The sequence below is a fragment of the Paraburkholderia sp. SSBN10T genome, from assembly GCF_056619545.1.
The window spans coordinates 1-13,138 of the sequence record NZ_JBWQQI010000021.1; the positions used below are offsets into that span (position 1 = coordinate 1).

The 13,138-nt window shown below is 64.7% G+C and carries 8 protein-coding genes; 5 read left to right on the forward strand and 3 right to left on the reverse strand.

Annotated features, from left to right (window positions below; all coding sequences use genetic code 11):
- Positions 1–429: 429 nt before the first annotated feature.
- The gene (gene gluQRS, locus AC1ECK_RS27350) at positions 430–1,461 is read right to left on the reverse strand and encodes a tRNA glutamyl-Q(34) synthetase GluQRS (protein WP_480324758.1); all 1,032 of its coding nucleotides are present in this window, start codon (positions 1,459–1,461) and stop codon (positions 430–432) included.
- Between the two features lie 136 nt (positions 1,462–1,597).
- A complete protein-coding gene (locus tag AC1ECK_RS27355) occupies positions 1,598–2,461 on the reverse strand; it encodes a sulfurtransferase (protein ID WP_480324760.1) in 864 nt (287 codons plus the stop codon).
- 277 nt (positions 2,462–2,738) lie between these two features.
- Here AC1ECK_RS27355 and dnaE point away from each other — a divergent pair, with 277 nt between their 5' ends.
- Positions 2,739–6,308: a DNA polymerase III subunit alpha gene (gene dnaE / locus AC1ECK_RS27360; protein WP_480324976.1), complete on the forward strand. Its 3,570-nt coding sequence runs from the start codon at positions 2,739–2,741 to the stop codon at positions 6,306–6,308.
- A 46-nt stretch (positions 6,309–6,354) separates the two neighbouring features.
- Here dnaE and AC1ECK_RS27365 read toward each other — a convergent pair whose 3' ends face one another.
- Complete coding sequence (locus AC1ECK_RS27365; RefSeq protein ID WP_480324762.1) at positions 6,355–7,113, reverse strand: glycosyltransferase family 2 protein; 759 nt, start codon at positions 7,111–7,113, stop codon at positions 6,355–6,357.
- Between the two features lie 220 nt (positions 7,114–7,333).
- On the opposite strand from AC1ECK_RS27365, the gene msbA reads away from it, so the two are divergent.
- From msbA to AC1ECK_RS27385, 4 genes are all read left to right on the forward strand, one after another.
- Positions 7,334–9,130: a lipid A export permease/ATP-binding protein MsbA gene (gene msbA / locus AC1ECK_RS27370; RefSeq protein WP_480324764.1), complete on the forward strand. Its 1,797-nt coding sequence runs from the start codon at positions 7,334–7,336 to the stop codon at positions 9,128–9,130.
- Positions 9,131–9,277: 147 nt separating this feature from the next.
- On the forward strand, positions 9,278–10,360 hold the full coding sequence (locus AC1ECK_RS27375) for a glycosyltransferase family 4 protein (RefSeq protein ID WP_480324766.1): 1,083 nt from the start codon (positions 9,278–9,280) through the stop codon (positions 10,358–10,360).
- 359 nt (positions 10,361–10,719) lie between these two features.
- A complete protein-coding gene (locus AC1ECK_RS27380) occupies positions 10,720–11,847 on the forward strand; it encodes a glycosyltransferase family 9 protein (RefSeq protein WP_480324768.1) in 1,128 nt (375 codons plus the stop codon).
- Positions 11,847–13,136 (forward strand): O-antigen ligase family protein, encoded by a 1,290-nt coding sequence (locus AC1ECK_RS27385; RefSeq protein ID WP_480324770.1) that lies wholly within the window; start codon positions 11,847–11,849, stop codon positions 13,134–13,136. The genes AC1ECK_RS27380 and AC1ECK_RS27385 overlap by 1 nt, the downstream gene beginning before the upstream one ends.
- The last annotated feature ends 2 nt before the right edge of the window (positions 13,137–13,138 follow it).

Below are 13,138 nucleotides of genomic sequence, written 5' to 3' on the forward strand. Positions count from 1 at the left end.
TATGTCTCCGGTCCATACACCGCCGCAAAGAAAAGTAGGCAAAAGAAAGCGGGCTCACACCGCCAGCTCGTAGGTGTCCGCCATTTGAGCCAGCACGGAGTGGTCCGCACGAGGACCTGCTCTCGCATCTCCCCCCTTAGTGACAAGGCGCTCATCCGCTCCAGCGCGCGCTTCGCGCCGCCGATCGGTCGTTCTCCCTTCGGTCTTCGCTCCTGGACGTTCGTGGCTTAGCCTGCCCGCAACCCGCAACCCGCAACCCGCAACCCGCAACCCGCAACCCGCAACCCGCAACCCGCAACCCGCAACCCGCAACCCGCAACCTGCAACCTGCTCGTCGCTCATGCTTCAAACCATGCTGTTTGCGACAAGTGCTATGTTCTCGGCCGTTTGCGTCGATGGGCCGAAACCAGGGGAGGCATCGCGTTCGCGTTACTGTGGTGCGGCCGGACGCAGTGTTTCGATGCGTTTCGCCCATGCCGTTGTCGCCGCCTCGTAGAACGCTTTCAGCGACTGGTGGCGATGCTCGCCCATGTCCAGTCTCAGGTGTTCCGCCGCCGCGTACAACGCATCCAGCGGACGGCTCGTGTCCAGCGCCGTCGCCCCCGTCTGCTTGCTTAGCTTCTCACCTAGGCTGTTCGTCACCACAGGCACATGCAGATAGGCCGGCGTCGCGACGCCCAGGCAACGTTGCAAGTAGATCTGCCGTGCCGTCGAGTCCAACAGGTCCGCGCCTCGCACGATGTGCGTGATTCCCGCATCAGCGTCGTCCACCACCACCGCCAGTTGATACGCCCACTGGTCGTCCGCTCGCCTCAATACGAAGTCGCCGACCTCAGTCGCTAAATTCTGCGTTTGCAAGCCCTGCCAGCGGTCTTCGAATGTGATCGTTGCTGCGTCGCGCCTGCTTTTTTCCGTCAGATCGCCGGTTGGTTTTCCCGCAGCGTCTAGCTCAGTGTCCGTCGCGGTTCTTTGCGCGTCGCTTCGTCCGGTGTGTCCGGCCGTCTCTGCTGTAACGCCTGGCTCGGCCTCCCCGTCCGGCACGCGTAGGCGCCACGCGCGCGCGGGTTTGCCGTGCAGGCCGTTGCGGCAGGTGCCCGGGTAGGCAAGGGTCGTGTTGCGGGTGTGAGCGTGCAGCAGCGAATCGCTGATCTCTTTTCGGGTGCAACCGCATGGGTAGACGAGCCCAGCGTCCTGTAGTTGCTCCAGCGCCCGCTGGTAGCGCGCCGTGCGCCCGCTTTGCCATAGCGGTGGTTCGTCCGCGCGCAGGCCGAAGTGTTCGAGCGTTTCCAGAATGTCTTCGGCTGCGCCGGCTACTGTGCGCGGGCCGTCGATGTCCTCGATTCGCACCAGCCACGCGCCGCCATGTGCGCGCGCATCCAGCCAGCTAGCGAGTGCGCTCACCAGCGAGCCGAAATGCAACGGTCCAGTAGGCGAGGGGGCGAAGCGGCCTCGGTAAGTCATTTCTTGGCTCTCGATGCGGCGTTGTTCTTGGGCGCTATCCTTGATTCGCCCTTGTGAAACGGTCCTGGGCTCGCAATGCTGAGGCGTCGTCACGCAGACGGGCCACGTTGTTCATTCGCGAGAACCGCCTCATCCATTACGCTGCGTGTGCGGCGTTTCGCTCGGGATGGCATGCGGGGCAGGTCTTGCCCGGGACGTAAAGCGGGGACTGCTGCGCCTCGGGGCTCACCACCGCGCGGCAGCCGAAGCATTGTGCCGTTGCCGTCGGCTTCAGTTCGGGATCGAGCGCCGTGCGGTAGTCGAACACGAAGCACTCGCCGTGGTAGTGCGCGCCGCCCACTTCCTCGAAGTACTTCAGGATGCCGCCCTCGAGCTGGTAGACGTTCTCGATGCCCACTTCCTTCATGTGGATCGCGGCCTTCTCGCAGCGAATCCCGCCCGTGCAGAACGACACGACCGTCTTGCCTTCCAGGTCCGCGCGGTTCTGCTCGATCACCGCCGGAAATTCGCTGAATTTGTTAATCCGGTAGTCGAGCGCGTCGTCGAACGTGCCGACGTCCACTTCGAACGCATTGCGCGTGTCCAGCATCACTACCGGGCGGCCTGCGTCGTCGTGGCCGCGGTCGAGCCAGTTCTTGAGCGTAGGTGCATCCACGGACGGCGCGCGGCCCAGTTCCGGGCGGATCGCCGGCTTCTTCATGGTGATGATCTCGCGCTTCAGTTTCACCAGCATGCGGCGGAATGGTTGCTTCTCCGACACGCTTTCCTTGAACTGCAGGTTGGCGAACTTGCCCTCGAACAGCGGGTCGTGGCGGAGGTAGTCCATAAATGCGCGGGCCGCTTCCGGGGTGCCCGCGATGAACAGGTTGATGCCCTCCGGCGCGAGCAGGATCGTGCCGCGCAGACCGAGTGCGTTGCACCGCTCGGTGACGAGCGGACGCCACTCGGCAGTGGCTTCGAGGGTCGCGAACTGGTAGGCGGCGAGATTGACGATGCTCATGATGGTCCAGCGGTAAAGGAGCCCGGCGGCGCGGCAAACGGCACGCGCCGCAGCTACGGCGAATTGGGCGAAACCGTTATTATCCCTCAAGCGGCCCGATTGCCCGAGTCGGCCGTATGGCTATCCAGTTGCGGCGGCGCAAGGCTCCCTTGATTTGTTCTGCCCGCCCAACCATGCGGGCTCGCGCAACCGGCCTTATCCGCACCCGCTGGCCGCCTCCTGGCCGGATGGCCAACGTGTCCGTTTCGTCTCAAATCTTCGGGAGGCTGGAGTTACAATACCGCCCATGTCAGATCCTCGCTTCGTTCATCTCCGCGTTCACTCCGAATTCTCGATTGCCGACGGCATCGTGCGCCTTGACGACATCGTCGCGGCCGCAGCCAAAGACGGTCAGGGCGCGCTCGCGCTCACCGACCTCGGCAACGCCTTCGGCCTCGTCCGTTTCTACAAGGAAGCCCGCGGCAAAGGGGTCAAACCCATTGCCGGCTGCGACGTCTGGATCACCAATCCGGATGACCGCGACAAGCCCGCGCGTCTGCTGCTTCTCGTCAAAAACGGGCGCGGCTATCTGAACCTGTGTGAACTGCTGACCAAAGCGTGGCTCACCAATCAATATCGCGGTCGCGCCGAAATCGAAGCCGGCTGGCTCGAAACCGGTCTCGGTGAAGGGCTGCTCGCGCTGTCCGGCGCGCAGCAGGGCGATATCGGCATGGCGCTCGCGGCCGGTAACGAGGAAGCGGCCAAACGCAACGCGCAACATTGGGCCAAGGTCTTCCCCAACGGTTTTTACATCGAGCTGCAACGCTGCGGCCAGCCGGGCGGCGAAGCCTACGTGCAGCAGGCGGTGGCGCTCGCGGCCGCGCTGAAACTGCCGGTGGTGGCCACCCACCCGCTGCAGTTCATGACGCCCGACGACTTCACCGCGCACGAAGCGCGCGTCTGTATCTCGGAAGGCGACATGCTCGCCAATCCGCGCCGTCAGAAGCGCTTCACGACCGAGCAGTATTTCCGCTCGCAAGACGAAATGGCCACGCTGTTCGCGGATATTCCGTCGGCGCTTGCCAATACCGTGGAGATCGCCCGGCGCTGCAATCTGACGCTCGAACTCGGCAAGCCAAAGCTGCCGCTGTTCCCGACGCCGGACGGCATGTCGCTCGACGACTACCTTGTGCATCTGTCCAAGGAGGGGCTGGAAAAGCGCCTCGAGCAGTTGTATCCCAACGTGGCCGAGCGCGACGCGCAGCGCGAAACCTACTACAAGCGCCTCGAATTCGAGTGCGGCACGATCATCAAGATGGGCTTCCCAGGCTACTTCCTGATCGTGGCGGACTTCATCAACTGGGCCAAGAACAACGGCGTGCCGGTGGGGCCGGGCCGGGGCTCCGGTGCGGGCTCGCTGGTCGCGTATGCGCTCGGCGTGACCGACCTCGATCCGCTGCGCTACAACCTGCTGTTCGAACGTTTCCTGAATCCGGAACGGGTGTCGATGCCCGACTTCGACATCGACTTCTGCCAGCACGGGCGCGACCGCGTCATTCAGTACGTGAAGGACAAGTACGGCGCGGACGCGGTATCGCAGATCGCCACGTTTGGCACGATGGCGGCGAAGGCGGCCGTGCGCGACATCGGCCGCGTGCTCGATCTCGGCTACATGTTCACGGACGGCATCGCCAAGCTGATTCCGTTCAAGCCCGGCAAGCACGTCACCATCGCCGACGCGATGAAGGAAGAGCCGCTCCTGCAGGAGCGCTTCGACAACGAAGACGAAGTGCATCAGTTGCTGGAACTCGCGCAGCGCGTCGAGGGCCTGACGCGTAACGTCGGCATGCACGCGGGCGGCGTGCTGATCGCGCCGGGCAAGCTGACCGATTTCTGTCCGCTCTATACGCAGGGCGACGAGAGCGGCGTCGTCAGCCAGTACGACAAGGACGACGTGGAAGCGGTCGGCCTCGTCAAGTTCGACTTTCTGGGCCTGACCACGCTCACCATTCTCGACTGGGCCGAGCGCTATATCCGTAGGCTCGATGCATCGAAGCAGGACTGGTCGCTCGCGCAGGTGCCGCTCGACGATCCGTCCTCGTTCACGATCCTCAAGAAGGCCAACACGGTCGCCGTGTTCCAGCTTGAAAGCCGCGGCATGCAGGGCATGCTGAAAGACGCCCAGCCTGACCGCTTCGAGGACATCATCGCGCTGGTGGCTTTGTACCGGCCGGGCCCGATGGACCTGATCCCGAGCTTCTGTGCCCGTAAGCACGGCCGCGAGGTGGTGGAGTATCCCGATCCGCGCGTCGAGCCCATCCTGAAAGAGACCTACGGCATCATGGTCTACCAGGAGCAGGTGATGCAGATGGCGCAGATCATCGGCGGCTACTCGCTCGGCGGCGCCGACTTGCTGCGCCGCGCGATGGGTAAGAAGAAGGCCGAGGAAATGGCCCAGCATCGCGAACTGTTCCGTCAGGGCGCCGCGAAGAACGGGCTGACCGCCGAGAAGGCCGACGAAATCTTCGACTTGATGGAGAAGTTCGCCGGCTACGGCTTTAACAAGTCGCACGCGGCCGCGTATGCGCTGCTCGCATATCACACCGCATGGCTGAAGGCGCACCATCCGGCCGAATTCATGGCAGCGAATATGTCGCTCGCCATGGACGATACCGACAAGGTCAAGATTCTGTTCGAAGACTGCATCACGAACGGAATGAAGGTGCTGCCGCCGGACATCAATCAATCGGCGTACCGTTTCGAGCCGGTAGCGGAAGCAGACGGCAAGCGTTCGAAGACGATCCGCTATGGTCTTGGCGCGATCAAAGGCAGTGGCCAGAACGCGATCGAAGAAATCCTGCGGGCGCGCGAAGAAGGTCCGTTCATCGACCTGTTCGATTTCTGCAACCGCATCGACCGCCGGGTGGTCAATCGCCGCACGGTCGAAGCGCTGATTCGCGCGGGTGCGTTCGACGCACTGCATGCGAATCGCGCGCAATTGATCGCGTCGGTCTCGCTGGCCATGGAAGCGGCCGAGCAGGCGAGCGCCAACGCGATGCAGGCGGGTCTCTTCGACATGGGCGACGCGCCGTCGCAAGGCCATGAGCTCGTCGACGAGCCCGAATGGCCGGAAAAGAAGAAGCTGCAGGAAGAGAAGGGCGCGCTCGGTTTCTACCTCTCGGGCCATCTGTTCGACGCCTACAAGGACGAAGTGCGCCGCTTCGCGCGTCAAAAGATCGGCGAGTTGAAGGAAGGGCGCGACAAGCTGATCGCCGGCGTGATCTCCTCGCTGCGCACGCAGATGACCCAGCGCGGCAAGATGCTGATCGCAGTGCTCGACGACGGTACCGGTCAATGCGAAGTGACGGTCTTCAACGAGACGTTCGAAGCCCACAAGCAGCTCTTCAAGGAAGACGAACTGCTGGTGGTGCAGGGCCAGGCGCGTAACGACGCGTTTACCGGCGGCATCCGCTTCACGGTCGACACCGTCATGGATCTCGGCCGCGCGCGTTGCCGCTATGCGGAAGCCGTCAAGGTGCAGATGAACGGCAACGCCGATGCGCTCGCGCTGCGTCGCGTGCTGGAGGCGCACAGCGCCGGAGCCGATGAGCCGCAGGCCGCGCAGGCGCCCGCAGCGCCGGCGCGCGGCGGTGGTGGAGGCCGTAGCGGCGGCTTCGGCGGCGACGGCGGGCGTCAGCGCCAGGCCGTGCAGATTCCGAACGGACTGGCGGTGCAGATCGTCTATCGCAGCGAGAATGCGCAAGGTGAAGTGCGTCTCGGCGATGCCTGGCGCGTGAAACCCACCGACGAACTGCTCGCGGCACTGCGCGGCGAGTTCGCCGGCAGTTCGATCGAAATCGTCTATTGACGGCTACGGCCCGCGCTGTTGCCTCGCGCCCAGCGCGAAGCCGCGCTTAGCGCTCTCGCGCGTTGAGGCGCGCGAGCTTCAGGAACCGGTAGTACACCGTTTCCGCATTGAACACCGCGATCATGAACCCGGCGCGGCCGTCGAGAAAGCCGCGCCGCAGCACGTATGTGCGCACGAACGCCCAGAGTCCACGCCCCAGTGCCTTGCCGAAGCTGCCGCCTTTGCCTGCTGCATGGCGCTGCTGCGCGCCCGCCGTCGAATACGCGTCGAGCTTGCGCAGCACGGTTTCGAAGTCTTCGTACGAGTAATGCATGAGCTTGCCGGTCAGCCGCTGCGCCGGGCTGTCGAACACCAGCCGCTCGTGCACGAGATCGTCCGAGAAGCGGGCGGCGCCGCGCTTGAAGAGGCGCGGAATCCAGTCCGGATACCAGCCGCTGTGGCGGATCCAGTGTCCGCAGAAGCTCGACAGGCGGTCTACCGCATAGACCTCGGCGGCCGGTGCGGCCAGCGCGGCGCGGATCGCCGTGGCGAGTTCCGGCGTGACGATTTCGTCGGCATCGATGGACAGGATCCAGTCGGTGTCGAGCGCATCGAGCGCGCGATTCTTCTGCGGCCCGAAGCCCGGCCAGTCGGGCTCCTGCAGCACCCGGGCGCCGTGGGCGCGGGCAATCTCGACGGTGCCGTCGGTGCTGCCGCCGTCGATCACGACGATCGCATCCGCGAACGCCACGGCGGTGAGACACTCGGCCAGGCGCGGCGCCGCATTCCTGGTGATCAGGGCGACGCCGAGGGTGGTTTTTTTCATGCCTGAATAGCGGAGAAGGTGCAGGGTGGGCAAAACGCGTCGCGCAAGTATATATACACAGCGCACGGCGCGCCCCATGAACCCTTCGGCAAGCCGCTGAAAGCCGGCTGTCAGCCCGGCACAACGGGTCGGGCGCTGGGGCCGCCCAAGCGTTTACAATGCGGTATTTTGTGCGTCCGCCCGCCGGGTGGGCGCGCTGTTCGCCTTTCTAGAGGATTCCTTGAGCGCGAAGCCCACCTTAAGCAAAGTCATCGGCGGATCAGGCGAGGCGTCGTCGCCTTACGTCTTGCTACGCCGACTCTGGCCGTATATCAAACCGATCCTGTGGACCCTGATTGGGGCGATTGCCGCCATGGGCGTAAGCGCCGGCACCGACGCGCTGATTCCCGTGCTGCTCAAGCCGCTGCTGGACAAGGGCTTCGGCGCGCATGCCGCCGCCGGTTTGGCCTGGATTGTGCCGCTCGGTGTGATCGGGCTCGCGCTGGTACGGGGAGTCTCCCAATACGCTTCCGGTTACCTGCTTGCGTACGTCTCGAATACGATCCTGCTGCGCTTGCGTCTGGAGATGTTCGAACGGCTGGTCCACACGAGCGTCGGCTTCTTCCAGCGTGAGACGGCCAGCACCGTCATCAACGCAATCGTCTTCGAGGTCAATCAGATTCTCAACGTGCTGCTGGGCGTGATGATCACGCTGGTGCGCGATTCGCTGACGGTCCTGTTCCTGCTCGGCTACCTGTTCTATCTGAACTGGAAGCTCACGCTGATTGTCGCGGTGATGCTGCCGCTAATCGGCTGGGTGATCGGCAAGATCAACCGCAAGCTGCGCCGGCTCAACCGCGAAAACCAGATGCTCACCAACGAGCTGTCCTACATCGTCGAGGAGACGGTGGGGGGCTACAAGGTGGTCAAGGTGCACAACGGCGAGAAATACGAGATTGATCGTTTCGCCGAAATGAGCCGCCGTCTGCGCGGCTACTCGCTGCGTATGACGACTTCCGGCGGACTGGCCCAGCCGCTGACCCAGTTTCTGGCGTCGGTCGCGGTGGCGGTCGTGGTCACGATTGCGGTCGTGCAATCGGCGCACGGCGGCACGACGGTTGGCGGCTTTGTTGCGTTCATTACGTCGATGTTGCTGATCGTCTCGCCGCTCAAGCACCTGATGGACGTCAACCAGCCGCTGCAACGCGGCATGACCGCGGCCGAGCTGATCTTCGGCCTGATTGACGAGCCGGCCGAGCCACAGGGCGGCGGCAAGCCGCTCGAGCGCGCTTCCGGCGAGGTCGAATTCCGCGATGTATCGTTCAATTACGGCGCCACCAGCACGCACGACCGGCAGACCCTCGACCGTGTGTCGTTCAAGGTTGCGCCGGGCGAAATGGTGGCGCTGGCCGGCCCGTCAGGCAGCGGCAAGACCACGCTCGTGAATCTGCTGCCGCGTTTCTTCGATCCGACCGGCGGTGAGATTCTGGTCGACGGCGTGGCGCTGCCGGAATACGGCATTCACGCGCTGCGCAGCCAGATCGCGATGGTGAGCCAGGACGTCGTGCTGTTCAACGACACGATTGAGCACAACGTCGCCTACGGCCAGACGGCAGATCCGGAGAAGGTCAAGGCCGCTTTGCAGGCGGCGAACCTGTGGGATACCGTGGAATCCATGCCAAAGGGTACCGAGACGCTGGTCGGAGACAACGGCCTGATGCTCTCGGGCGGTCAACGCCAGCGTCTGGCGATTGCGCGCGCCATCTACAAGGATGCGCCGATCCTGATCCTCGACGAAGCCACCTCGGCGCTCGATTCGGAGTCCGAGCGTCACGTGCAGGCGGCGCTGGAAACGCTGATGAAGGGGCGCACCACGCTCGTCATCGCGCACCGGCTGTCGACCATCGAGCGCGCGGACCGGATTCTGGTGCTGGAAGCCGGGCGCATCGTCGAGCGCGGCAGTCACCGCGAACTGCTGGAGCAAGATGGCCTGTACGCGCATCTGCATCGCATCCAGTTCCAGCAGAATGCGGCTTGATGTATTAACGCCACGCTGAAAGTCAATCGCATCCTGGGTGTGCTCTAATCCGTGCCGCAGCCGTGCCGTGGCACGGCTGCCCGGCAGCCGCGCGGCTGATTTCCCCCTTACGGTTTCCCCGACGCCCTGCACGCACTCGTCTGAATAATGAAAATCGGACTCTCCAGTAATGCGCTGAAACAAAGTGGCGGCCTCGAGCGCTACGCGATGGATCTGGTGCGTGGCTTCGCCGCCGCAGGCATCGATCTGGCCTTCTTCGCGCGCCGTTTCGACATGTCGGTGCCGGAAAGCCGCATGGTCGAGCCGCATCGCATCAATGTCTCGTTTCTGCCCGGCAAGCTGCGCGACCTCTGGTTTTCGTGGCGGCTGCACCGGGCGCGCCGGGCCGCCCGGGTCGACGTGCTGATTGGCTGCAATCGGGTCGACTCGTCCGAGATCGCGATCTGCGGCGGCACTCACCTTGGCTTTCTGCGCGCCACTGGGCGGGTCCACAAACGCTCGGACCGCTGGCAGATCGCGCTGGAGCGCCGTCAGTACGAGAAGTCGAGCGTGATCGTCGCGCACTCGCAGTTGATGCAGGACGAACTGCGCGAGCTCTACAACATCGATGAAGCCAAGATCCGGGTGCTGTATCCGCCGGTCGACGGCACGCGCTTTACACCGGTCGATCCTGCGCGGCGCGCCGAACTGCGGCGCAAGTTCGGCTTCGCAGATGATGAGATCGTGCTGCTGTTCCCGTCGAGCAGCCATGAGCGCAAGGGTTTGCCGCTGATCGAAGCGGCGCTGCGCGGCACCACGCTGCCCGTCGTGCTGGCCGTGGCGGGGCGGCCGCCTGCGCGCACCTCGGAGCGGCTGCGCTACATCGGCTACGTGAAGGAGATCGAGGACGGCTACCGTGCGGCCGATTTCACGATCCTCGCCTCGAAGTACGAACCGTTCGGGCTGGTTGGCGTCGAGTCGGTCATGTGCGGTACGCCGGTGATCTTGCCGTCGAGCATCGGCTGTTGCGATGCGATTGCGGCGCACGCCAAGTTCGTGTTCGCACCAGATGACGAGGCCGACCTGCGCGCCACGCTGGAGCGTGCGGTCCGGCAGCGGCTTGCTGCCGCGTCGCCGTTGCACGCGTCGCCGTCGGACGTGGCGATTGGCGCCGTGTTGTACGACGCGAGCGTGAGCGGCCATGTCGACGCCCTGCTTGCGTTGGCCAAGCATATCCGCGGCGGGAATTGACCGATGCAAGGCCTGTGCCGACGCAGCTCAGACACCCCCGACGCCCGCCCGCACAGGCCCGTCCGGGCGGCTTTTCAGCCTGCCGCGCATGCTATAATTTTTCGCCATATCACCTCTGGTCAGACCAACGACCGGCCTGTTCGTTTTTTTCATTTCGCTTCCAGTGCTGGCGCCGTCAGAAGGCGGGTGCGGGGTGCCTGCCGTCACCGCGCCGGCTTTGCCGTGTGCGGCGCAATCCGGCGCTGGGGCGTAGGTTATCGACAAGAATACCGCTGGAGACTCTGCATGGGGAACGCGACCTCGAGCCGGCTGCCGGCGCCTAGCCAGATCGCGGACGGGACCAACGTGCCGATGACCCAATGAGCCGACTGTCCGGGCGTATCCGCATCTTTGCGCGGGCCATCCCGCGCCTCGTGCTCAAGCCGTTGCGTCGCCGGCCGGCGTCTGTGCAACACATCCTCCTCGCGCATCATCTGTTGCTGGGCGACACGTTGCTGCTCACGCCCCTGCTGGCCAAGCTGCGCGCGCAGTATCCGCAGGCGCGGATCGTCCTCGCCTGTCCGAAGGCGATCGTGCCGCTGTATGCCGGACGGCCCTTCGACGTCACGGCCTTGCCGTTCGACCCGCGGGACCTCGCCTCCGTCAAAGGGGTGCTGGATTCCGGCCCGTACGATCTCGGTCTGGTGCTCGGCGACAACCGGCATAGCTGGCTCGCGCTTGGCGCGGGCTGCCGCTGGATCGTCGCGCATGCGGGCGACGTGCCGGCGTGGAAAAACTGGCCGCTCAACCAGAGCGTGCCGTATCCCGCTGCGCCGGCGGCATGGGCGGATCTGGCCACCGAACTGGTCGAAGGCGCACCGCCGCGCGCTTACCGGCCCACCGACTGGCCGGCGCCTGCGCACGCGGTGCTGCCGGATGCGCATCTGCTTACGCAACCTTACGTCGTGCTGCATCCGGGCGCGAGCACTGGAGTCAAGCGCTGGCCGGATGCGCGCTGGCGCGAACTTGCGCAGCGTGTCGAGGCACTCGGCTATATTCCGGTCTGGAGTGGCGGCCCCGGCGAGGCCGAACTGATCCGCGGCATCGACCCGGACCCGCATCATCCGAATCTGGCAGGACGGGTCGGGCTGGGCGAGTTGTGGCATCTGTTTGCCGGCGCCAAAGCGGTGGTGTGTCCGGATACGGGGGTTGCCCACCTGGGCCGCCTGGTCGGTGTGCCGACGGTAGCGCTGTTCGGCCCCGGCAGTGCGCAGATTCATGGCGCGGGCCGCTATTGGAGTGAAGTACCGTTCGTGCCGGTGACGATCGTTGACATGCCTTGTCGCGATCAACCGTTTATTTTCCGGCGCGAAGTGGCATGGGTTCGGCGCTGTGACCGCAATTCGACCACCTGCGTTGCCTGGGAGGGCGACCACGCCGGCTGCATGGGACGTATCTCGGTCGAGTCTGTGTATAACGCATTGAAAAATGTTCTGGTGGAAGTGTAATGACTAACACGTTCGCGCGCGTCGAGCGCGTCTTGTGGATTGCGTGTCCAGTCATCCTGTTCGCGGTGATGTTCGGGCATATGACGGCCGTCGTGTTCAACGCGCTCGCGCTGCTGGCGCTCGGCACGCTGGCAGCAGCCTTGTCGCCGCAGCGTCCTTCCTTGCGCAACTGGCCGCTGGTCGTGCCGATCGCCGCTTGGGCGCTCTGGAGTCTCGGCGCGGTGGCATGGTCGGCCTATCCCGCGGTCAGCATTCACGCGTGGTTCGACGAGGTGCTGTACCCGCTGGTGTCGTTCTGGGGTTTCTGGCTGCTTGGCACGCGCACGCAGCGGCTAGCCCCATTCGTGCTGGTGAGCTGGGTGGCCTGCGTGCTGCTGGCCCTGATCAGCGCGCTCTACTGGGGACATCTGCAGCCGCCTACCGCCAACACGTTTCCGCTGCATTTCTACAACCGGGTCGGCCATACCAGTACGATGGCGGTGTTCGCCATGGCGTTGTTCAGCGGCGCGCTGCTGCGTCCACGCTGGCGTGTCTTCGGCCTGAGCGGCCTCGTGCTGTGCCTGTTCATCGGTCTCGCCACGCTCAACCGGTTTTTCTGGCCGGCCGCCGTGGCGACGCTACTGGTCGCGCTGTTTCCCTGGTATCGGCGTCACGCGCTGCTTGCGCTACTGACGTTTGCCGTGGTCGGCGCGGCGGGCGTCGGCACGCTGGAATACAGCGCACGGCTACGGCTGGGCCCCGCCGTGCCCGCCGCGGCGTCGCACGACGTTGCGATCGAGGGCCGTCTGGTGTTTTTCCCGCAGGCGTTTTCGAGTATCGGCGATACGGTGTCGTCCGACACGCGGCCGAAACTGTGGGAGTTTTACACTAGCGAGGCGGAGCGGCACACATGGATCGGCGTCGGCTTCGGCAAGCCGCTGCCGGGCATGGTCTATCAGCGGGAGATGCCGCAAAGCCTGCTGACTATCGAACCCCAGGCGCTGACCCATGCCCACAATCTGTTCCTCAATACCTGGCTGCAGACCGGCATGATCGGCGTCGTCCTCGAAACGGCGTTGTTGCTGGCTCTGGTGGTGAGTTTCTGGCGCGTGCGGCGCAGCGACCCGTGGCTGTGCGCGGCAGGCATCGCGCTGGTTGCGGGTATGATCGCGAAAAATACCACCGACGATTTCATGTGGCAGACCACCATGCTCGCTTTCTGGTCGTTCGCGGGCCTTCTGCTGGGAAGCGCCCAGCCGCTCGCCGAACCGGCCGGGGCGTCGCGGCGTCCGTCCCGCGGGCTCGGCTGAAC